Annotated in this window: 22 protein-coding genes and 2 riboswitches; of the genes, 7 read left to right on the top strand and 15 right to left on the bottom strand. The window is 37.4% G+C overall.

Features of this window, described 5'->3' with window-relative positions; genetic code table 11:
* Positions 1-92 precede the first annotated feature (92 nt).
* The 5 genes from F8M42_RS11625 to F8M42_RS11605 form a co-directional block, all read right to left on the bottom strand.
* The gene (locus F8M42_RS11625; RefSeq protein WP_182186817.1) at positions 93-1,094 is read right to left on the bottom strand and encodes an ABC transporter substrate-binding protein; all 1,002 of its coding nucleotides are present in this window, start codon (positions 1,092-1,094) and stop codon (positions 93-95) included.
* Positions 1,069-2,193, bottom strand: coding sequence for an adenosylcobinamide amidohydrolase (locus F8M42_RS11620; protein ID WP_182186816.1), 1,125 nt, complete (start codon positions 2,191-2,193; stop codon positions 1,069-1,071). Before F8M42_RS11620 ends, F8M42_RS11625 begins: the two co-directional genes overlap by 26 nt.
* 11 nt (positions 2,194-2,204) lie before the next feature.
* Positions 2,205-3,170 (bottom strand): apurinic/apyrimidinic endonuclease family protein, encoded by a 966-nt coding sequence (locus F8M42_RS11615; RefSeq protein ID WP_182186815.1) that lies wholly within the window; start codon positions 3,168-3,170, stop codon positions 2,205-2,207.
* A 65-nt stretch (positions 3,171-3,235) separates the two neighbouring features.
* Positions 3,236-4,093 (bottom strand): ABC transporter ATP-binding protein, encoded by an 858-nt coding sequence (locus F8M42_RS11610; RefSeq protein WP_182186814.1) that lies wholly within the window; start codon positions 4,091-4,093, stop codon positions 3,236-3,238.
* A gap of 189 nt (positions 4,094-4,282) precedes the next feature.
* The gene (locus tag F8M42_RS11605; RefSeq protein WP_182186813.1) at positions 4,283-6,232 is read right to left on the bottom strand and encodes a TonB-dependent receptor plug domain-containing protein; all 1,950 of its coding nucleotides are present in this window, start codon (positions 6,230-6,232) and stop codon (positions 4,283-4,285) included.
* A gap of 161 nt (positions 6,233-6,393) precedes the next feature.
* Positions 6,394-6,568: riboswitch (cobalamin riboswitch) on the bottom strand.
* A 169-nt stretch (positions 6,569-6,737) separates the two neighbouring features.
* A riboswitch (cobalamin riboswitch) is annotated at positions 6,738-6,913 on the top strand.
* Positions 6,914-7,031: 118 nt separating this feature from the next.
* Between F8M42_RS11605 and F8M42_RS11600 the strand changes: the two genes are divergently transcribed.
* Genes F8M42_RS11600 through F8M42_RS11590 form a run of 3 tightly spaced genes read left to right on the top strand, consistent with a single transcriptional unit; the run spans position 7,032 to position 8,893 of the window.
* A complete protein-coding gene (locus F8M42_RS11600; protein WP_182186812.1) occupies positions 7,032-7,838 on the top strand; it encodes an energy transducer TonB in 807 nt (268 codons plus the stop codon).
* 34 nt (positions 7,839-7,872) lie between these two features.
* On the top strand, positions 7,873-8,502 hold the full coding sequence (locus tag F8M42_RS11595; RefSeq protein WP_182186811.1) for a MotA/TolQ/ExbB proton channel family protein: 630 nt from the start codon (positions 7,873-7,875) through the stop codon (positions 8,500-8,502).
* The gene (locus F8M42_RS11590) at positions 8,489-8,893 is read left to right on the top strand and encodes an ExbD/TolR family protein (protein WP_182186810.1); all 405 of its coding nucleotides are present in this window, start codon (positions 8,489-8,491) and stop codon (positions 8,891-8,893) included. The genes F8M42_RS11595 and F8M42_RS11590 overlap by 14 nt, the downstream gene beginning before the upstream one ends.
* Before the next feature lie 113 nt (positions 8,894-9,006).
* On the opposite strand, the gene leuB is transcribed toward F8M42_RS11590, so the two are convergent.
* From leuB to leuC, 3 genes are read right to left on the bottom strand one after another with little or no spacing between them, the layout of a single operon-like run.
* Positions 9,007-10,077, bottom strand: coding sequence for a 3-isopropylmalate dehydrogenase (gene leuB, locus F8M42_RS11585; RefSeq protein ID WP_182186809.1), 1,071 nt, complete (start codon positions 10,075-10,077; stop codon positions 9,007-9,009).
* Positions 10,070-10,567: a 3-isopropylmalate dehydratase small subunit gene (locus F8M42_RS11580; protein WP_182186808.1), complete on the bottom strand. Its 498-nt coding sequence runs from the start codon at positions 10,565-10,567 to the stop codon at positions 10,070-10,072. The genes leuB and F8M42_RS11580 overlap by 8 nt, the downstream gene beginning before the upstream one ends.
* A 29-nt stretch (positions 10,568-10,596) precedes the next feature.
* A complete protein-coding gene (gene leuC / locus F8M42_RS11575; protein WP_182186807.1) occupies positions 10,597-11,856 on the bottom strand; it encodes a 3-isopropylmalate dehydratase large subunit in 1,260 nt (419 codons plus the stop codon).
* A gap of 312 nt (positions 11,857-12,168) precedes the next feature.
* Here leuC and F8M42_RS11570 point away from each other — a divergent pair, with 312 nt between their 5' ends.
* Positions 12,169-12,483: a DMT family transporter gene (locus F8M42_RS11570; RefSeq protein ID WP_182186806.1), complete on the top strand. Its 315-nt coding sequence runs from the start codon at positions 12,169-12,171 to the stop codon at positions 12,481-12,483.
* Between the two features lie 44 nt (positions 12,484-12,527).
* The gene (locus F8M42_RS11565; protein WP_182186805.1) at positions 12,528-13,787 is read left to right on the top strand and encodes an aminotransferase class I/II-fold pyridoxal phosphate-dependent enzyme; all 1,260 of its coding nucleotides are present in this window, start codon (positions 12,528-12,530) and stop codon (positions 13,785-13,787) included.
* Between the two features lie 256 nt (positions 13,788-14,043).
* Here the strand turns inward: F8M42_RS11565 and F8M42_RS11560 are convergent, their stop codons facing one another.
* Complete coding sequence (locus F8M42_RS11560; protein ID WP_182186804.1) at positions 14,044-14,577, bottom strand: NAD(P)H-dependent oxidoreductase; 534 nt, start codon at positions 14,575-14,577, stop codon at positions 14,044-14,046.
* Positions 14,578-14,773: 196 nt separating this feature from the next.
* On the opposite strand from F8M42_RS11560, the gene F8M42_RS11555 reads away from it, so the two are divergent.
* Positions 14,774-15,127, top strand: a complete 354-nt coding sequence (locus tag F8M42_RS11555; RefSeq protein ID WP_182186803.1) for a winged helix-turn-helix transcriptional regulator — start codon at positions 14,774-14,776, stop codon at positions 15,125-15,127.
* Positions 15,128-15,264: 137 nt separating this feature from the next.
* Here the strand turns inward: F8M42_RS11555 and dhaL are convergent, their stop codons facing one another.
* The 6 genes from dhaL to F8M42_RS11525 all read right to left on the bottom strand — a co-directional run bounded on the left by dhaL (position 15,265) and on the right by F8M42_RS11525 (position 19,906).
* On the bottom strand, positions 15,265-15,900 hold the full coding sequence (gene dhaL / locus F8M42_RS11550; protein ID WP_182186802.1) for a dihydroxyacetone kinase subunit DhaL: 636 nt from the start codon (positions 15,898-15,900) through the stop codon (positions 15,265-15,267).
* 14 nt (positions 15,901-15,914) lie between these two features.
* Positions 15,915-16,922 carry a dihydroxyacetone kinase subunit DhaK gene (locus F8M42_RS11545; protein ID WP_182186801.1) on the bottom strand — a complete coding sequence of 336 codons (1,008 nt, stop codon included), beginning with the start codon at positions 16,920-16,922 and terminating at the stop codon, positions 15,915-15,917.
* Between the two features lie 43 nt (positions 16,923-16,965).
* On the bottom strand, positions 16,966-17,652 hold the full coding sequence (locus F8M42_RS11540) for a class II aldolase/adducin family protein (protein ID WP_182186800.1): 687 nt from the start codon (positions 17,650-17,652) through the stop codon (positions 16,966-16,968).
* 29 nt (positions 17,653-17,681) lie between these two features.
* Complete coding sequence (locus F8M42_RS11535; RefSeq protein WP_182186799.1) at positions 17,682-19,034, bottom strand: PTS galactitol transporter subunit IIC; 1,353 nt, start codon at positions 19,032-19,034, stop codon at positions 17,682-17,684.
* A 113-nt stretch (positions 19,035-19,147) separates the two neighbouring features.
* Positions 19,148-19,429 carry a PTS sugar transporter subunit IIB gene (locus tag F8M42_RS11530; protein WP_182186798.1) on the bottom strand — a complete coding sequence of 94 codons (282 nt, stop codon included), beginning with the start codon at positions 19,427-19,429 and terminating at the stop codon, positions 19,148-19,150.
* Between the two features lie 15 nt (positions 19,430-19,444).
* Positions 19,445-19,906, bottom strand: a complete 462-nt coding sequence (locus tag F8M42_RS11525) for a PTS sugar transporter subunit IIA (protein WP_182186797.1) — start codon at positions 19,904-19,906, stop codon at positions 19,445-19,447.
* A 299-nt stretch (positions 19,907-20,205) separates the two neighbouring features.
* On the opposite strand from F8M42_RS11525, the gene F8M42_RS11520 reads away from it, so the two are divergent.
* Positions 20,206-22,974: a sigma 54-interacting transcriptional regulator gene (locus F8M42_RS11520; protein WP_182186796.1), complete on the top strand. Its 2,769-nt coding sequence runs from the start codon at positions 20,206-20,208 to the stop codon at positions 22,972-22,974.
* Positions 22,975-23,042 lie beyond the last annotated feature (68 nt).

The following is a 23,042-nucleotide window of genomic DNA, read 5'->3' as shown; positions in this document are numbered from 1 at the left end:
AATTTTATTGATTAAAATTATAAATACCTCGCTTCATCCGGTTGATAGAAATCGTGAGAAGCGGGGTATTTTAGAGATTAATGGCAGATAAATCACTGGTTTTTTTCACCGGAGACTGACAGGTGCATATTATCAGGAAAATCAAATGCATTGCCATATGTACAACGGGCTATTTCCTGTACGCCAAAAACTATATCCTGAGATACATTGTACAGATATCCTTCACGTGGGGTGATCAAAGCATTATTTTTTATCGCAGTGATGGTCTGTAGTGAAGGGTCATTTAAATAATTGCGGTTATATGAATCAACATCGAAGGTGTTATGGTCGTTGTAAGCGGGCATTAGTAAGATATCGGGATTTATTTGTACAAGTGACTCTTTAGTCAGTGCCTGTCCGTTATGAATACCGATTGTATCAAGTCCATTGATGACACCGGCATATTTACAGGCATCATCAAAGGAAGAACCAATGCCGCCGTAAGTGGTCATCAAAGAAATCAAGACAATTTTTTTGTGGTTATTGGGGGGAATTGTATCTACTTTAGTTTTTATTTCTGCAAGTTTGTCATCCATTAAGCTGATAAGCTTTTGTCCCTTGTCATGTTCTCCCAGAGCATCGGCAATAAGCTGTACAGTTTGTTTTACCTGGGAAATGTCCTTGGCACCGGGCACAACTAAGACTTTTATTCCCATGTCACGCAGGCTGTCGGCTATTTCTATGTTATTCCAGTCGGGAATTATTACTAAATCGGGTTTCATGGCAAATATTTCTTCGGCAGAAGGCTGCTTGATTTTAGTGGGAATTTTTTTTGCCAGAGGAACTATATTGGAGCTTGTAGGATCATCGAGAAGATAATTTATGGCAATTAATTTATCCGTTTTTACGAGTCCTAATACAATTTCATCTGTGCTCATAGAAAGGGTAATGATGCGCTGCGGTTTTTGGGTAAAGTGTACTATCTTTCCCTGCTCGTCAGTAACGGAATAGGCATTATCGGCATCATTTTGATGCGGTGTATTACTGCAGCCGATAAATAATAAACTGCACAGTAGTATGCTAAAAAAGCTATAAAGAAGTTTTTTTATTGGCAACTGTATCTTCCTCCATGGCAGTATTTTTGTAAATAATGGCATTAAAGATTTCGCACCAAGCTTCTACCATATTTTGCACATCAGGTTTTTTTACGTCAACGGCTGTAACAGTATAAATTTGTTTTAATATATTGAGAATTTCATTGGCGGCAGCAGTGGCTTCCTTTTCTTTTAAAAGCTGCCAGAAATATTGGTCCAAAATATGTACATATAGTGATGTATATACAAGCATGTTATCCTGCTGTGCCAAATCTTCGGCACACAGCAGAAACTGGGGTTTTAATAAATTATTAAAGTGGCTGCTATATTTTTCCCAAAGCATGGCAGGGGTTACACCAAATCGTTTTAGGCGGCGTAAGGCGTCATGCTGCCGGGCGGGATTAAGGCCGGATTGCTTGTCTAAAGCTTTTTTAACAGCTTTGATGATAACTTTACCGATAAGTTCACCCAATTTGGAGTGTTTGCCAGCATCTTCCAGATACAAACCGCTATCAGAATTTGCTATGATGATAGTCTGATCTGTACCTGAACCTGTGGCTAATCCCATGGAGTAGTTACTGCCAAAGAGCAATTCCTGAATAGCCGCTGTTTTTGCTTCAGTACAAGTGACTAAAGCCCGTGTTAAAGTTCCCGGTGGCATATCACTGTCGAGAAAAAGCAAAATATTGATAGTGCCAAATTGGTCAGGTTTTTCAACAGGACGATAATAATCAGCATGATCACCTACTCTGCCGCCATTGGTTTCTATGCCGCCGGTGACGATGGCAGTCACTGTTAATTCCTTGTAGGTCATGCCCTCAATGACAGCATTTTCCATACTGGCGGCAGTCCCCATGCCGCTGACTTTTTCCGGTTCTAATGATAAACGTTTTGATATCAATTTCATATGTTCAATATAACTGTCGGCAAGCATTTCACATGGCATGCCGGCACCTTGCTTGGCATCATGATTGTAAACAGCAATAAAATTTTCATGGTAGCCACCATTGTAAATAGAAGTACTTAGTACTTTGCGGTTTCCATTAAAAAATGCAACAATACTTTTATCGTATAGATAAACAGTATCGCCAGTCGAGAGTGTACAAAGTTTTTTCGACATGATTTCTCCTACTATTGATGTGACAGGCCACAGGCTGATAATTGCTGAGACAGCAGTTCAGACAGCTGCGGAAAGTCATCATAATAAAGTTCATGAACGAGGTAATCAGGTTGTAATAAATCTAATACTTTACGGACGGCTTTATTAGTAAAGGGACGGTGCTGATCGATATTTACTATGTGTTCCAGCAGTATTCGCAGATTGACATGAGGTGGAACCTGATGGTTGAACGAATGTTGGTATTTACTGGAAAGTGAACAGCTTAAATGAATTCCTTTGATTAGTGAAGCAAGACTGCCAAGTTTTGTGATGATCCGGCAGATATATTCTACGGCCTGCTGCTGATTTTGCAGATCACAGTTAGTATTGAGTAGGTGACCTGTGTCCAGCATGATACCGACATTTGGCCGTTTTATCAAATCAAAAAACATTTTGACCAGATCTTTGTTCAGTAAACGCAGTCCCGGCCACCAGAGATTTTCAAATAAAACAGTGACATTAGCAGGGATGCTGTCAGCAATTATATTAAAAATATCAGCAGCTGCCATCAGCACTTCGGCATCATTATATTCAAAATTGAATGTAAACGCCGATTGCGTGCTGCAGTCGGCAACATGCCATACGAGATATTCGGGATGTTGACTGAGGGCTGCGGCAATATTGGCTTTGATCACTTTGAGCCATTCGTTTTTATTGCGGGCACCGCCAAAATAATCGGTTTTATTGTATACTGCTGCAAATTGTTTTTTTATACTGACAGTATTATTTAACCAAAATCCCAGCCAATATGGCCAATAAGCTAAATGAACACCAATTGAAACGGTAGAATAATCATGTGATCGAATCTTGGTATCATATATCAGCTGTTCTATACCATCTAAATGAAAGCTTTTTAAGTAATCAGACAAAGTAAGTGCATTTTTTTTTAGATTGAGTTCATAGTAATCTGTTGCACAATAATTTATTAAATTTTTCATAATAGTCACCGCATTAATATAAACCATATAGTACATATATTGTCAAGATTAAAGCAGCCTCAAAGTCATTTTTTAGGTGTGATTCCCATAGTATGGGAAGGACATATTTTGGATAATAACTGCTGTCCTTTTTTTCGGGCATCGGTATCTATTCTGGTAGAGATTTCCCAATTGCCGCTGATAGGATTTCTTATTATCTGTACAGCGGCATTGTAGGCATATCCCAGCAATGGTTCGGTAAAGACCTGTTCAGCATTTCCATCGGCAATGATTTGTCCTTTACCCAGTAATAAAAGACGGCTGCAATATTTTGCGGCCAGGCTCAATTCGTGGACAACCATTAAGATTGTTTTTCCCATCTGTGCCAATTCTTTGGTGAGACGAAAAATTTCTTCCTGATAAACCATATCAAGACCGGCTGTCGGTTCATCTAAAAACAGCAATGGGGTTTGTTGTGCCAGTACCTTTGCCAGTAGAATACGCTGCCTTTGTCCACCGGATATTTCACTGATGGGAACATCGGCCAGATCAGCTGTCCCTGTATAGGACATACATTCCGTTGCAAGATCTTCATCATACATATTTTCTTTTTGCCACCATTTAAGATAAGGATAGCGACCTAAGAGAACAATATCCCTGCCTGTATAACCGAAATCTATATTAATATTTTGCTGCAGATAAGCAACCATTCGAGCCATTTGTTTTTCTGTAAAATTGCTTATATCGGAACCAAAATATTTGATTGTGCCTTTTTGTGATGGCAGTAATCCACGCAGAGTTTTTAATAAGGTGCTTTTACCAGATCCATTACAGCCGATTATGCCAATAATTTCACCGGGGGAAACGGTTATATTAATATTTTTTATTATTTGTCGATTACTATATCCGATACTTAAATTTTTAATATCAATAATTGTATTCATGCTGTAAATCCTTTAAGAAATTATATTAATGTCTGATCTTTTTATTTACTGCAATATAGCACACATTGCGATAAAGTGCAAAATTTAGAAAAATTACAGTACGGATTTATATTGTATGTGCGTCCGGGAACAGTTTCATTGTAATGAAATCCTCCGCTGAAAAGGTTATAAATAATTGGCAGTTATTAGTTAGAAATTCATTTCGTAACCGATCATAAAATTTATCGGTGTGGAATAGTAAGGAGTGGAAGCTGAATGTGTTACGATATCATCTCGGTCGAGAATATTATTTATGGTGAGAGTGGCAGTCTGATTGGAATCAAACGCATATTTAAAGTTGAAATTAGTTAATAAATATGGCTTGCAGTCAGTAGGATAAGCATTATCAGGTGAATTTACCCGCTCAAATAAATAGACGGCATTTATTCCGGCAGTAATTTTATCTTTATGATAATTTGTTCCGCCGTTAAGCTGCCATCTGCCGTATTCGCGTGCCCAGGTTCCACGTAAAGCCCGTCCCATGGCATTGGTACCTTTGGGATTGTTTTCCGGATTGCTAAAGACAATTCCCCAGTTGTAATTCCAGCCACCATTTCCCTTGATGATATCGGTTATTTCGATACCGGTATTACGGGCATCTTCATTGGAATAAGTGACCTTGGAGGTACCGATGGTGGCAGTAATGTTATCTTTTATATTTTGGTGGAATAATACAGTCTGCCAATTGTGGATTCCTTGTGTCTTTTTCCAACCGATTTCATAATGCAATCCTTTTTGTGGTTTAAGGTCAGCAGTACCGGCCAGGGTATTGCCGGATTGGTTTAAAGTTGGCATTTTAAAAGATTGCCCCGCGCTGATGTATATACTTTCATTAGAATTTAATTTATGGATGAATTGACTTTGACCGCTGAAATTTGTAAAGTTTTGTTTATCAGGGCCACCGGCAGTCCATGATTCCCGGCCGCTTAAAAGTAAAGTATCACTATTACTCAGTTTGTGCTCCCATTGGCCGTAGGCAGAATAATTGTTCCGGGAAATATTATAGTAATTTTGAGAAAGAGATGAGCTGCCGGGTACAGAAAAGAAATCATGCTCTGTCTTACTATATTTTTCTTTTTGGTAACTCAGACCAAACAACAGATTGTCATTTATGAACTGCCATTTTTTATTTACATCAAGTCCCATATTATAATTGGATTCTTTGCTGTCATCAGCTTCATAACCGATTATACCCTTGGCGGATTTATTGTAAAATGATTTTGAATTATGACGGCGTCCGTTGTAATAAAAATTACCTGACAGGCCGTTATTTTTATAATTTATTTGAAAAAAATCACGGGTTGTATCATAATTATCGGTTTGATTTTTTGCACCTTTACCTACTAATGGAGTGAAATATCCCACACGAGAATTGTTGTGGTTGTAAAATAGTGACCAGTTATCATCAATGGTGTAATTTAAGGACATATTATTTTTTTCTGAGCCATTAAATTCTTTGTCGTTAGAAGCAATATTGTTTATATGTCCCCATTTTTGATAATTGTACCCAATTCCTAATTTATCTTGTTGTATATTAATACTGTGTTCTTGCTGGCCCATATTGCCCCAGCTGGTTTTAACAGAGTTGTTTCGCTGTTTTTTGGTAATAATATTTATGACACCGCCCACTGCATCACTGCCATATAAAACAGAACCACCGCCGCGTACTATTTCTACACGATCCACATCATCCAGAGGAATGTCTGATAAATTATATGAGCCTCTTATATTGAGTGGAGCACCGTTGACCAGTATCAATGCTTCTGAACCGCGAATCAGTATCTTTGAGCGCATGTTACCCATGCTGTTGCCACCGGGTCCATAATCTAAGTAAACGATACCTGCAGTATATTTGAGTGCTTCCTGCAAATTATTTGCACCAGTATTAGCCAGTTGCTGAGCTGTCAAAGTTTCTGTGTCAGCGGGAATGTCAATATTTTTCTTGTGATAACGCAAGGCAGTTACACTCATGTTTTCTAATGTAACTGCCGGAGCAGCGTTGTCATCAGCACTGCTATCGGCAGCTGTGTCAGCATAAGCATTTGGATAAAAACTGTTTATAGCGCAAACAGTAGTTAAAAATATAAAACTTTTTTTCAATTTTTTTCCCCCTACAATAAAAAAATTTAAATTTGCAAAAAAATAAGGCTATTCCCAGTGAGAAAATAGCCTTAAACACAACAAAAGCTGGCTTGAAAAGCCAGTGAATAGTGTACAACAAGATTGCACTTAATTCCCCTCCCTATCACTCGCAGGTTTTAATGGTGACTGTTGAATAAGCAGTTCTTCTGACTTCAGTTCATCGCTAGACCAGCCTTCTCGGATTTCTCCAATGACATTTTTGGTTTTGCTCCCTGTTACAGCGGCGTGACCGTACCGGCTTCATACCGGTTTTTCTATTAAGTCCCATAGGACACTCATTCCTGAAATATGAAATTTTTCTGAAACACTTTTATATTATAATATAATAAAGTAAAAATCAATAGCTGCTATCAATAATATGATTTACAATATCAATATTTGATATGAGGCTTCGCTCTTGACAAGGAGAGCAAAGCTTTATATCATGTAATATAGGTTTGTATATAAACTATAATTATTTAATAATAAAATATAGTGAACAGGTGCGGATACGCTTAATAGAGAAGTGCGGTAATACGCCGCTGCGGTCACGCCGCTGTAAAGGGAAATCATGTTGTAATTAAAGTCACTGGGAAACTGGGAAGGCGCAACGTGGTAATGATCCAGAGCCAGAAGAACTGCCTGTTTGAAGATCACCATCTAACCTGCGAGTGATAGGGAGGGGATTATTTTTGGGCAGCAATAAATTCAGTATAGATTTTGCCTTTAAAAAGCATATTCCTTTGGGAGTGTGCTTTTTTCAGTTGGGGGAATCTGTATGCGGGTAACAAAATATCGTAAAACAGGCCTGTTATGGTCATTGACAATACATGTTATTTTATTTATGCTATTAGCATTCGGAGGTTTCTTTTCGAATTTGCACCATGTTTATGCCACAGATGATGATATCTATACTATTGATGATAGTGATGGGGCAGCCGGCGGTGGAAATAGCGGCGGCGGTGGTGTCAGCGGTGGCGGGGAAGCTTCTTTTTCCAGCAGTGATATAGTCTTGTCAAATAATGATGCGGACAAAATTGATAAAACTGTAAAAAAAGAGGAGACTGATAATAATTTCCAAAAGGAAAAACTGCTTAAACATACAGAAGGTACGATTGGCGCCGGTAATGGCCCCAGTAGTTCAACAGGTATTGCTGTTGGCAGTGGGGCAGGAACCGGCAATGGAACTGGAACTGGCAGCGGATCCGGTTCTGGCAGTGGTTCTGGTAATGGAACTGGCAATGGTTCCGGTGATGGTTCCGGCAGCGGTAATGGCAGTGGTTCCGGAGATGATGAAAGCAGATTGAAAGTCACCGTTCCGCCCAGGCCGCAGTATACACCGAAACCGTATTATCCGGAAGACATGCGTGAAGCGGATGAAGAAGGCTATGTTGTATTGCAGTTTGTTGTAAATACAGATGGCAGTGTGGCTAGTGTAACTATTGTGGGGTCGTCAGGACAAAGAGAATTTGAACAGGCGGCTTTGGCAGCGGGCAGACAATTTACTTTTTCACCCGGGCTTAATGCTTATAACGAATCAGTGCAATCCTATTATACACAGCCAATTACTTTTCGTTTGCATTAATGCATCTGAAAAGGCAACTATGAGGGGGATATTTATGGATTTTATTATGCAGGGTGTCGGTTATTTTCATAAGGGCGGATTCGTCATGTATATACTGCTCTTATGTTCGATTTTTGTTATTTCAATTGCCATTGAAAGGGTATTTTATTTTTCTAAGGCTGACTCAGGAAGAAAATTTGCCGATAATTTTTATCGGCTGATGGTTAATAATAAGATTGAGGAAGCTAAGAAACTGGCTGCACAAACAAAGGGTGATTTGGCAATGCTTTTGCATTCCGGAATGACGAGAACCGATAATAATTTTAATATTGCAGCTTTCTTTGAAATCCAATCAGGAATTTCCCTGGCTAAATTTCGATCGCGTCTTTATTATCTTAATGTAATAGTAACAATGGCGCCGCTGCTTGGACTTTTGGGAACTATCAGTGGCATGATATCGGCTTTCAGTATTTTTAATGTTCAGGAAGGCCAGGCGCATGCGATAACCGGCGGCGTAGGTGAAGCTTTAATCGCGACAGCGATGGGGTTATGCGTGGCTGTGGTATCATTGATTATTCATGCATATTTTACGCAGCGTGTGGATAATATCGTAACCGATATGGAGCAGTCTTTCTCATTGGTAGAAGCATATCGCAACAGAGGTGATTCCGATGCGTCTGCGTAATCGCCGTTCTTTTTCTAAACCGGAAGTAATGATTATACCGATGATCGATATAATGTTTTTTTTATTGGTATTTTTTATGCTTAGTACGTTGTATATGGTGAATATCAAGACAGTGCCGGTGAATATGCCCAAAACCGAAAATGCTGAGATGCAGGCACGAGTGAATTATCTGGTGACAATAAAAAAAGATGGTTCGCTTTATCTGGAGGATAAGCGTATTACCGAAAAAGATTTGTTGGCACAAGCACAAAAGGCAAAGCAGCAAAATCCTAATTTCGCTGTTGTGATACGTGCGGATAAGGATATGAATTATGATCAGCTTATGGGATTGCTCGACAAGCTTAAGGGCGCCGGGATAACCCGTTTTGGTCTGGCTTCGGATGCAAAATAATTCAAAATAAAAATATACATTTGCTTTTGAAATATAGTTAAAAATTGCCCTCCATAAATTAGATTTTAAAATTTAACTTATGGAGGGCAGTCTATTTTTGTGAGAATATATTTTTATCCTATATTATCAATGACAGCCTGTGTCATTTGAAGTGTGTCAGCTTTTTTAAATTCCGGACTGTATATATCGGCTGTTCGATAGCCATCTGCTAAAGCTTTCTGTACTGCTATTTCTATATCTGCTGCTGCCGCCTCAGCTGAAAAGGAATGACGCAGCAGCATCGCGGCCGATAGAATAGTACCAAGGGGATTGGCAATGCCTTTTCCTGCAATGTCAGGAGCTGATCCATGAATCGGTTCATAAAGACTAGTCCGTTCGCCGATGCTTGCTGACGGCATAAGACCAATGGAGCCACTCAGAACGGCAGCCTCATCACTCAATATATCGCCAAAGAGGTTGCTGGTGACAATGACATCAAAGCGTGTCGGATTTATTGCCAGCTGCATTGAGCAATTATCGACATACATATTGTCGAGCTGTACATTAGAATATTTTTTGGCTGTTTCAGCAGCTGTTTTTCTCCATAAGCGCGAAGTAGCCAGTACATTGGCCTTGTCTACGGAAGTCACCCTGCCTTTACGACTGCGGGCGGCAGTCAAGGCTAAGGCAACGATCCTTTCGACTTCAGGAATACTATAGTTTTCCAGATCCCAGGCGCGTGTGGTGCCTTTATATTCTTCGGATTCACATCTTTCACCAAAATAGATGCCACCGATAAGCTCCCGCACGATTAAAATATCAGTGCCGCGTATTATACTGGGTTTTAATGGAGAATATTCCAGTAAAGTTTCCATTGCTTTTACCGGTCTTAAATTGGCATATAAGCCTAATCCCTGTCGTAAACCTAAGATAGCTTTTTCCGGGCGCAGGGCAGGGGCGACATCGTCCCACTTGTCACCGCCAACAGCACCGAAAAGCACTGCATCAGCAGCTTTAGCGGCGGCAAGTGTTTCATCAGGCAGCGGTACACCAGATTTATCATAGGCTGTTCCACCGGCGTCATAATAGGAAAAATTTAATAGCCAGTTATATTTACTGGCTATTTTTTTTAATACATTTACGGCGGCAGTAGTTATTTCTTTACCTATTCCATCACCGGGAATAACGACGATGTTTTTAGTCATTATATTTGTTCTCCTTGATATAATTGATGAGGCCGCCGGCCCTGGCAATGTCTTCGACGAATCCTGGCAGCGGGTGGGCTTGGAAAACATCACCGCTGGTAAGATTTTCTATTTTACCGGTTGATGTGTCTACACGTAATGTATCATTGCTTTTGATTTTGTTGACATCGTCACCAATTTCTAAAAGCGGTAAACCGATGTTTATACCATTGCGGTAAAATATGCGGGCAAAACTGGCAGCTATGATTACCGGTACACCACTGGCTTTGATGGCAATTGGAGCATGTTCACGCGATGAACCGCAGCCAAAATTTTTACCACCAACGATCATGTCTCCTTTTTTTACGTTTTCAGCGAAACTTTTATCTATATCTGCCATACAATGTGTGGCTAATTCCTGTGGATCAAATGAAATTAAATAGCGGGCCGGAATAATAACATCAGTATCTATATTATCTCCATAACGCCATACTTTTCCTTCTAATGCCATAATATCATGCCTTTCATTTTTATCGGTTATTATTTTAAATCGCTTGGCTGCGCTATTTTACCAAGAACAGCACTAGCGGCAGCTACCTGCGGACCAGCTAAATAAACTTCACTGTCGATGTGACCCATCCTGCCGCGAAAGTTGCGATTTGTTGTTGATACGCAGCGTTCTCCAGCGGCTAATATACCCATGTGGGCGCCTAAACATGGGCCGCAGGTTGGTGTGCTGACGGCAGCACCTGCTTCAATAAAGATGTCAATGTAACCTGCCTGCATAGATTGTCTGTATACCTGCTGACTGCCGGGAATTACGATACAGCGCACATTTTTATCAATGGTATGTCCTTTTAGTATATTGGCTGCAATTTTCATATCTTCAATACGTCCGTTAGTGCAGGAACCAATAACTACCTGATCAATTGGAATATTACCAATATCCGCAATTCTTTTTGTGTTGCCCGGTAAATGGGGAAAAGCCACTACTGGAACTAAATCAGATAAGTTTATGCGTACTGTTCGGCAGTACTGGGCATCCGGATCAGAAGTAAATATCTTATAAGGAGCTTTAACCCGATTTTTTATATATGTCAGAGTCGTTTCATCCACTGGGAAAATACCATTTTTACCACCGGCTTCAATCGCCATATTAGAAATGGTAAAACGATCGTCCATTGATAATGATTTTATGCCTTCTCCCGTAAATTCCAGTGCTTTGTAAAGAGCACCATCGACACCAATCATACCGATTAGTGTAAGAATGACATCTTTACCGGTTATGTCGTGTGGTTTTTCTCCGGATAATTCTACCTTTATTGTTTCGGGCACCTTGAACCATGCCTTGCCGGTCGCCAGTCCTACTGCCAGATCAGTAGTTCCTACTCCGGTGGAAAAACCTCCTAATGCACCATAGGTGCAGGTATGTGAGTCGGCACCGATTGTCAGCATCCCTGGTGCGACAATGCCTTTTTCCGGTAAAATTACGTGTTCAATGCCACCCCGGCCTACTTCAAAATAATTTATTATGTTGTGCTTATCAGCAAATTCGCGTACTGACTTAGCCAATTGAGCTGATTTGATGTCTTTATTTGGGGTGAAATGATCCGGAATCAAAGCTATTTTTGTATTATCAAAAACTGGTCCGCCAATTTTATCGAATTCTTTGAATGACGGTGGTGCTGTTACATCATTCGCCAGCACCATATCAAGGCTGCAGGTTATCAATTGCCCGGCTGATACTTTCTCTACACCCGCATGAGCGGCAAGAATTTTTTCTGTCATGTTCATTCCCATAAAAATCCTCCTGATAGTTAATCATTTTAAATTTTTCGTACAAATGCATAATATCAGCTTTTGTTTTGTGAGATTAGTTTGGAATAATAAAATTATAATAGTATTTCTAATCAAATGTTTGTAAAAATGTAAACATGCCTGTATGCAATGATAGTACATAATTAAATATTTTGTCAAGGCGTTATGTCTGTGAAAAGGTAGATAATGTATAAAAATATTATTTATATGCATTATTTTCATATTAATTTCATATTAAAGCGATAAAATATAAGTTAGTCTAGTTTATAAATATATTTTTGGCGGGTGACTGATTTGGAATGGGTTTATTTGATAATAGCTGGTTTTTTAGAAATAACATGGGCTATATCATTAAAATATACAGAAGGTTTCACTTGTTTAATACCATCGCTGTTTACCGGTGCTGCCATGCTTGGCAGTGTATATTTATTGGATCTTTCGACAAAGACCATTCCCATAGGTACTGCTTATGCCGTTTGGACCGGAATAGGGGCCGCCGGTACAGCGATAATGGGTATGATTTGGTTTGGAGAGCCACATCAGGCAACGCGGCTGGTTTGTATAATGTTGATTATTGCTGGTGTAATTGGGTTAAAAATTAACATTTGACGCAATGCTAATATTTATATTCTTATTTTGAGGATGGTGCTTATATGACTAGTTCGGCTGTTTCAAAAAATTCCCTATATGAAAGTGATACAGATTTATGGGGATTTAATAATTTTACTGATGCCGCTGTCAATGAAGGATTTTTTTATGATATTTTAACAACGACGAAACCGGTGGGACCGACAATTACTTATAATGATGATGAATTCATAAATTTTGCCAGCATCAATATCCTTGATCTTCATCAAACTAAGGACGTACTTGAACATTTTCACGCTGCTGCTGATATTTATGGCCTTACAACAGGTGGCTCACGAGTCACTCAGGGTGTGTGCGAAGCCCATAAAAAAATGGAAAATCATCTTTGTCTATTAAACGGTCAGGAACGGGCTATATCATTTGCCAGCGGTTTACTGGCAAATTTAGGCTTTATCAATGCAATGTCTTGTAAATTTCATTTTAGTGAAACGTGTGAAATTGACAATTCTGATGCGATATTTGTGCTTGATCGTGATTGCCATTGGAGCTTATGGAAAGGGGCTTCTCATTTAAGATTTGGGCAACAACTATTTTCATTTAAACACAATAATCCGGCAGATTTGCAGAAATTACTGGCAAGACTGTCTGCAAAACATGATAAAATTGTTGTTGTTTTTGAAAGTGTTTATTCGGCCGATGGTTCTATTGCTCCAATGAAAGAATTATTTGATGCTTGTGAACAATATCATGCGTTGAGTTATGTTGATGATGCCAATGGCTTTTTGATATATGGTCCTCAAAATCGTTTGTTTGTAAATCAATTTGACCAGATGAAACGCGCTACTTTTAAAATGGTTTCTTTCTCCAAGGCTGTTGGAATGGAAGGCGGAGCTATTACCGGCCCGGAAAAATATATACATGCTTTTGAAGTGTTGTCAGGAACATCACTTTTTACGGCTGCTATTCAGCCTCCCACGGCCAGCACCATTGATTATATAATGTATAAACTTACTGCTCAGCCGGAAATTATGGATACTTATTTATCCCGTTCACTTGATTTACGGCAGCGGCTGGCAGAAAGAAAACTTCAGCTAAATGAAGACCCGTCATATATTATTTCTGTGTTGATTGGACAGGATGAAAAAGCTGTAAAAGTATATGAGGAATTTTTAGAAGAAAAGATGATAGTACCAATGTTTCGTTATCCGGCGGTAAGACCGGATCATGCACTTATTCGCATTATGCTTAATGCCCATCATACAGAAGAACAAATTAATCGTTTTGTTGACGTTTTGTGCCGATTGCAAAAAAAATACAGTTTTTAGGAAAATAGTAATTTTTATCGTCAGTCTGCTATGGGCTGGCGATGTTTTTGTATAAAGAAAACCACGCGATAGCCGCGTGGTTCAAAAAAGCTTAAGTAGTGAAGCCAGGTGTGCTGATCTATAAAAAACTGCCAGTTTATTAATATGTTTCATTACATATCAAAGCAATAAAATAACGGTACAAATAGATTTGCAATAATTCGAGATGTTAGGAATATTTTTGCTTGGAAAAGTTATGAAATATGCAAGTTTATAATTATTTGCTATTGGTGAATATATAGCTGATATAATCTTTAGCACTTTGCCTGATTTCTTCATCACTTGCCTGAAATGAAGCTCCGAATATGGCAAAGTAAGGTAATACGATACCGCCGACATGCTTTACACTGGCCTTAAACGGTGCGATTAATTCATTAATTGTAAATGAGACGGAACCTGTGGGCAGATAGTTTTCTTTTTTATCCCCTATTGAAATGGCTGCTCCAAATTTTTTCCCTTTCAATTTATGACCTTTTGATCCATATGCCCATCCATGAGTCCAGACATCATCCAGCCACTTTTTTAATAAAGGTGGGTAGCTGTACCAGTATATAGGAAACTGGAAAATAATGTGATCATGCATTTCCAATAGTTGTTGTTCGTATTTAATATTAATGTTCCAATCAGGGTATTCTTTGTAAAGCTCATGGATTTCGATTTTATCAGGGAATTGAATTAATTCTTGTTCCCATTGTTTATTTACTCTTGAATTATCAATGCTGGGATGAGCTAAAATTATAAGGGTTTTCATAATAAGACATCTTTCCTTTCAATGTACATTTGCTTGTATGAATTTATTATCATGCAATACGTACAATTAGTAAATACACACAATAAAGTAAGTGTTTGGTTACTTTATTGTGTGTATTAGACGCATTTGAAAATATGTGTATAATAGAATTATTCAGTGTAAACTATAGGATTCTATTTTATGTGGGGTAGAAATTATGAAGCAATATAATTTAGGTATTGAGGCAACACTTGAAGTGCTTGGCGGAAAATGGAAAGCTTTGATTGTCTGCTTGCTTATGTCCGGGACTAAGAGAACAGGAGCATTGCAACGTCTTATTCCAGGTATTTCTCAAAAAGTTCTTATACAGCAGCTTCGCGAACTTGAAAAAGATGGTATCGTAGGAAGACAGGTGTATAATGAAATGCCTCCAAAAGTTGAATACTATGTAACAGAATATGGTATTACAGCTAATAAAATTATTGATGTAATGTGTTCTTGGGGCAAGGAGAATATAAAGATGCGGCAACAGCAGGGAGAAGATGTCATATTGATGGAAAGTAAATTATAATCAACAGGTTAATTTGATATATAATAAGGGGCTGTTCGATGAAACTAAATATCCCCATATAAGCTTTTTGTATTTTAATAGCTTATATGGGGATATTATGTCATGTTTTTATAACAATAGAATTTGGATTTGGTGTATTATTTATTAAATACAGCAGCTATACCGCGAAATATATACATCACTGCGACTGCACCAGGATCTCGCCGGCCTATGGATTTTTCGCTGTAATAAGCAGCACGTCCGTGTACAGACTTTAAGTTTTTAGTATTTTCGACACCTAGGCAGGTTGCTTTATAAGCATCCTGTTGGGCAGAAAACATATCCTTGTTTTCAACAGCGGCATTTTTTAGAGCATTAGCAGCAGGATAAAGTGCATCGAGCATTGTTTTGTCGCCAACTTTACTGTTACCGCGCTGCATTACACCATCTGCAGCAGCTTGGGCCATAGTTGATAAATCATTTAAATCAAGAAAGGTTTTTCCCTTCACTTTGGAACCTGCTTTTAAAATGCATGTTGCAATTAAAGTCCCCATTGTAGAAGGAACGGCAGAGTTCATTTTCATGCCTAATTTGATGAGGAGTGTTCCTAAGTCATCATCAGTAATATTATCAAATTCATCACATATGACTTTGAAGCCATTACACATAGTTAAACCAAGATCACCATCACCCATTGAACCATCAAGTGCTATTAATTCTTCCTTGGCATCACTCATAGAATAAAGAATGCTTTCAAAAATTTTTTTTAGTGTGTCTTTATTAATAGTTTCCATAAGTTTGTGACTCCTTAGCGGCTTTGTTCGAAAAAAGGTGAATAGCATTTAGCATCAATAAGAGGCAGCAGTTCTTCGTCTAATTTTAATATAGATATAGACATGCCGGCCATTTCAAGAGATGTAGCATATTCGCCTATATATTTCCGATGAATCTTAATATTTTTGCTGCTAAGGATCTGTTTCAATTTTCGGTAAGCAATATATAGTTCTTCCTTTGGAGTTGCACCTAAGCCGTTGACTATAACAGCTACAGTGTCATCACTTGCAAATGGTAAATCAGTTAAAATTTTATCGGTAAGTTTTTCTACTATTTTATCAATAGGCTGCAGCTTTGTTCTGGTTATACCGGGTTCTCCGTGGATACCCATGCCAATTTCCATCTCATCATCGGCAATTGCGAAAGTCGGGGTACCAACTTCAGGAACAGTACAGGATGTGAGGGCAACTCCCATGGTTCGGGTATTATCAACGGTTTTTTGGGCTATACGAGTTACTTCTTCTAAAGGTAACATTTTTTCAGCGGCAGCGCCGGCAGCTTTATATGCGAATAGCATTCCGGCTACGCCACGACGTTTATTTTCATTGCCTTTTTGCGCGGATGCCACATCATCACTTACTAATACTTCTGTAACTTTTATATTCTCAATTTCGTCTAAATCAGAGGCCATGCCAAAATTCATTATGTCACCGCCATATCTGCCATAAAGATGCAGAACACCGGCACCATTATTGATGGCCTTGTCCACTTCATGCATCGCTTCAGCGCTTGGTGAGGCAAACACATTGCCTACACTTACACCATCGGCCAGCCCTTGCCCAACATAGCCTAAAAATACAGGCAGATGACCGGAGCCACCACCGGTAGCTATAGCTACTTTGCCTGGCTTAGTACCGGCATCACTGCGGATAACACAATGCCAGCTATCATTAACTAATTTCAAGCTTTCGGGATGGGCGGCAATTATGCCTTCTATAGTTTCCTTAGCAAAATCTTCAGGATTATTTATAAGCTTTTTCACAGAAATTACACCTTTCTTTAAAATTTGGCAATAATATAAGAAATTATTTTGAAGTTCGTACATTTTTATCCAATAAAGTTATTTCTGCTGGATATTCCCATTTTTGCAATTCTGTGTCTGGAACATACGGAGGTTCTTTACCATTATTAATTACTAAGGTATGATAATATATTTCAGCTAATTCCTCAACGTAGCTGGCTTTTAACAAGGCTTCTTTTAAAACTGTGTCAACAGCTATCACTCCATGCGCCTGCATAAGAGCAACATCTGATTTTTTGAGTGCTTTTGCAGTATTTTCGGCTAATGAAAGGGTTCCAGGTCTGCCGTAATCTGCAATGGGAACAAATCCTTCTTTACATCCGAGACCTAAAATTTCATAAACAATAGCAGGAATAGGTTTTTTCAAAACGGAAAAGGCAGTGGCATAACGAGAATGAGTATGGGCAATGGCATTTATATTTGCATAATGCTTATATATTTCCAAATGCATTAAACTTTCACTTGTGGGGCGGCGCTGACTTGTTTCTGACTCTATGACTACAGCGTTTAAATCAAGTACTATTATATCGTGATAAGTCATTTCTTCTCTATCCATACCAGTTGGTGTAATACATACGTAATTTGTTTTAGTATCACGAATACTGAAGTTACCGGATCTATGTTTACAAAGACCGCTTTTATCTGCCTGCAGAGCATACTTGACAACTTGTTTTTTTAATTCTTCTAACATTTTTTTCATCCTTTCAGTAATGAATAATATTATTCTTTTTTACTCAACTGAGCATTGCTTTTTTTCATATACATAAAATACCATACGAATAAAATGGCAAATATAGCTATTCCGGCAATGCCGCTTGCATCACCATTTAGAGCATGAACTATAGACCATCTGAATTCAGGAGCTTCTATTTGCATCCAAGAAATTAATTGGCCGGTTTGAGTTTGCAAAGTATGAGTATCAGCGGCCATCTGGGTAATTTGAGGTGCGAATTGAGTAGCTGCTATTAAGTAGGAAGGAGTAGCTATAATACACATTATAAACATACGAAGTAAATTTTTACGGGCAATAATCATAGCAGGAGGAGTTACAACAATATTTATTATAGATGCAAGTGGAATGAGTTTATTGAGACCCATTTGACTTAATCCGAAAGCAAGAATAAGCTCAATAGGTACTAGGACAATGGCAATTACCCATACTTCTGAACATCCGGCTAGAAATGGCCAATCCAAGCCTATATAAAAGTCACGTCCTTTAAATTTGCTCTTCATAAACGTTCCTGCAGCATCAGCAATTGGGGCAAGTGCCTGCATGAATAATTTTGCCACCATAGGAAATAAAACCATAGCTGTAGCTACTGACATAGCTGTTATTAAAATATCTTTTATAGCATAGCCACCTAAAAATGCTATAAGGCCGCCAACAATGAATCCCATTATGCTGTTTTCGCCGAATATGCCGATGCGTTTTTTTAATTCAGCAGCATCAACGTTGACTTTGTTGATCCCAGGTACAAAGTCAAGTATTTTATTGATCAATGCGAGATATGGACCTTGAAGAAACATTGGATGTGTACAGGTAACACCAGGAATATTTGTAGCTTCATAGCAACGTTTTTGCACAAGATCACCACTAATGAGTTCTAATATAACTTGGATGCCGCCAGCAACAAAGCCTAATACAACACTTCCCGTAATATAAGCTACTAGCGTAGCCGTGAGAATTTTTCCCCAAACATTCCATAAATCCACATTTAAACAATCTGTAAATTTCAATGCCAGCATTATTAAATTTATGATTATTTGCACAGGAAACATAAAAAGAGCAAATGGCCAGGCCCAGGCTATAGCGGATATAGGTGCCCATCCAACATCAATGGCCGTGAGTTGAAGACCGGTCCTTTGCACTAATGCTTGTGCAGCAGGACTAATACTGTTGAACATAAACCCTAAAACTACGTTCATTCCTGTAAAAGCTATACCTAGAGTAATACCTGATATGATGGCCTTCTTTATCTTCATTTTCACGCATAAACCGAGTATTATCATGATTACAGGAAGAAAAATGGCAGCACCAAGACCCAGTATATACTGTATAATGTCGTTAAACACAATGACTCCTCCTTTATATCAATAAATATATTGCATTATTTTTTTGATTGAGTGTATAATAAATGTGTGTGTATAAAACTCTTGCAGCTTATTATATAGCTGTGAGAGCTTTTTTATTCTTTAATCAGATCTTTAAGCTTTTCAAACTCTTCCTCCATTCCTATACCTGTCAAAAAAGGTATTCCCTTGATGGTAGGTACATTCCAATTATTATCTTTCTCGGAAACAATTGAAATATAAATATCACATTGGTCGATTATGTTTTCCAAAGATTTGAAGTCAACAGCTTCAACTGAAACATCCAAATTTTCATCTTCACACATTGACTGTACTTTTGAGGCAACTGTTTGTGATGTTGCCACACCGGAACCGCAGGCTACGAAAATTCTTTTCATTTTAATCATCTTCCTTTAAAATAATATTTTGTTAAGTTTTTTGATCATGTCCATTTTATTATCGGTGTAATATATATCAGATAATTTTTCTTTGTCAGAAAAAATAGACATCAATTTACTTAATATCGATAAATGTCCTTTAGGATCTGTGATAGCCAGCATAAATACAAGCTGGGCATTTACATTATTATCGCTATTACCCATTTCTTTAAAAGTAACTGGGTTTTTCAGCGTAGCAACCAAAATTGTTGATTTTAAGACATGCGCTGGGTATGTATGAGGCATTGCTATTTTGATACCAGGAGTATTAAGCCCCGTAGGAAATTCTTGTTCACGTTTAATAACGGCTTGAGCATAACTGTCTTTCACATAACCATTTGCATATAAAATTCCAGAAAACTTATTCAACAAATTTAACTGATCTGTTGCTTCATAATTTAAGAAAATAAGATTTTTATGTAATATTGAATTATCCATGTTTTCTTCCTCCTTATTATCTGTTAATATAAGCAAATCATGTGCCAAATTAGTGCATAACACTTACTATAATCAGGAAAACAGTGATTTTGTTGAATAATGGCTATGGTTATATTATTTATATTAATATGAAATGATATTAATTAAGTTCATACTATGCACTATATGAAAAAGAATTATTATTGCATAAAAAAACTAGTTAAATATATGATAATTTATTTATTTTTATGCACAATAAGTTATAATATATATTATATTCTCAATTTTATAATACAAATCTTAAAAGGAGGATACATTTAATGAAAAATATTGATACTATATTTCATTTTATTCAAAATAATCTATCTTATGAAAAATTTATTGAACAATTACAATTAAGGCAGACTCCAGGAATCAATGCAGAACAGATTCAAGATAAACTGGGAATAGTGCGCAATAATGGCAGTACATTTTTAAATCAATTGCATAAAAAAAAGATGTTAACCAAGTTAAATACCCGTCCGGTATGTTTTGTACCACAAAACTTTATTTATAGATTTTGTGAAGAATACCATGTGTCATTAAAGGATGTTTATAATCCTGATGAACTTTTTGAGATAATATCAGCCAATGCAGCCAATGACCCTTTTGAACAATTATTGGGACATGACGGCAGTCTTATGCAGCAAGTTAGGCAGGCTAAAGCAGCAATTATTTATCCGCCAAAGGGATTACATACGTTAATATTAGGTCAAAGTGGTGTCGGAAAAACCACTTTTGCCGCGGCAATGCATTCATATGGTGCATATATTCGCAAGAAAACAGATAAAGAATATCCTTTTATTACATTTAATTGTGCAGACTATTTTAACAATCCACAACTATTATTGGCAAAGCTATTTGGGCATACTAAAAATGCATTTACAGGGGCCGATGAAGATAAAATAGGATTGGTAGAAAAGGCAAACGGAGGGATACTTTTTCTTGATGAAATTCATCGCCTGCCGCCTAATGGGCAAGAAATGCTTTTTTATCTTATGGATAAGGGGGAATACAGTCGTCTGGGTGAAAATACAGCAAGACATAAGGCAGATTTGTTAATTATCGGGGCTACCACGGAAAACCCGGAAAATATATTATTGTCAACTTTTATCAGACGGATTCCGGTAACTATAAAACTGCCATCATTTATGCAAAAACCTATAAGTGAACGTGTGGAAATTATCGATTATTTTTTCCGATATGAATCTTTGAATCTTAAGCAATCACTTAGTCTTGCTCCAGAAGTTCTGAAGGCATTGGCGGTTTATAGTTTTAGTACAGGCAATATAGGTCAGCTGCGTTCAGAAATAAAACTTTTATGTGCCAATGCTTTTTTGCAGAATTTGCAGGATAATAAATCATTTCATATAGATTTTCAAGCATTGAATGACAAAATAAAATCCAGTTTTTTTGATATTGCTAAACTGGATGAAGAAACAAAACAATATTTAAATATGTTTTCTGAAACTGTAATTATAACTCCGCATAAAAAAATTGATGATACACTACTTGATCATCCGACAGAATTATACAATCAGATTACTAATCGATTAACCACTTTGCGTAGTCAGGGCATAAATAAGCACGTCATTCATGATTTGCTGCAAAACGACATTGATAATTATTTCAGCAATCTTATGAGGGAAGTCGATGATTCAACAACTGATATTAATACGCTTTATAAGGTCGTTCCACGTGAAATAGTAGATGCAACGGTTAAACTTGTTGAATTTGCCCAGCATCATCTATCTATAAATTTTAAGAATAAGTTTATATTTGGGCTTTGTTTTCATATCAATGCGTTATTAAAACGAACTAATAAAACACAGAAATTACCGATACCGCAATTATCGGAGATAAAAAAAGAACATCCCAAAGAGCTTCAGATAGCACATGAAATGGTAAAAAGACTTGAAATAAAATTTAATACACCAATAAATAGCTATGAACAATGTTTTTTGGCATTGTTATTGGTTCAAAATAAAGAAAATGATAGTGGTGAGCAGGATAGAATAGGAATAATAATTTGCTGCCATGGTGATACAACAGCCTCGAGTATAGCAAATGTGGCTAATATGTTGTTGAATACTACATGGTTGAAAGCAATCGACATGCCATTAACAGCCAGCATTGATAAAACTTATATGAAATTTCGCAGTATGGCTGTTTCCGTACATCGCAATAAAGGAATTTTATTACTTGTGGATATGGGATCACTCTACGACTTTGGCGAACGATTGCAACAGGAAACGGGCATAATGACTAAAGTCGTTGATAATATTTCTACACCGTTAGCTATTGAATTATTACGAAAAGTTCTTTACAAAACAAATGATCTTTCTTCAATATATCAATTTACTATAACACCATCTGAATCGGATACAGATAAGAAACCGGCAATACTTTCTCTTTGCATGACAGGTGAGGGTGCAAGTAAAATGGCATATGAGGTTATAAAAAAAATGTTACCGCCGGAATATTATGAGAAAGTTGATATAATCGTAACAAATTATTTTGATATAAAAGTTAACTATCCCAGATTACTTAAGAATAACACATTTATTGCTGTTGTTGGTAATATAGATCCACAGCTTGGCATACCATATTTTCCTATTGGACAATTGCTTAATGAGGATAGTCAAAAGAGCTTTTTTAAGCTTATTGATAGTGGGTGCAAAAAAAATAAACAAGAACCAATTGAATTGAATGTTTATGGAAAAGCAAAGCTGTTATTAGAGCAATATGTCAGATACGTCAATCCTAAAACAGCTGTTAAAGATATAGAAAAATTTGTAGAAGATATTAATTATCCACTTGAATCGGAGGATAAACGATTGAATTTAGTCGTTCATCTTGGTTGTATGCTCGACCGCTGTGTACATCAGGATGCAATTTATTTTGATGACATTAGAAGTTATATTCATAGTCATAAACCTCTTTTTGAAACTATTCGGCTGGCGACAGACAATTTAGCCTCAAATTATGATATCAAAGTAAATGATGATGAAGTATGTTATATAATAAAAGTTCTGGAGACAAATCCATAATGTATGTGTATTTACATAAAAATGGAGTTGTTACACAAGAAACATCGGCTCCTTAAAGATGTAACCTG

This window comes from Pectinatus frisingensis, assembly GCF_014076555.1.
GTDB lineage: Bacteria > Bacillota > Negativicutes > Selenomonadales > Selenomonadaceae > Pectinatus > Pectinatus frisingensis.
This window is presented reverse-complemented; position numbering and strand designations above follow the sequence as displayed.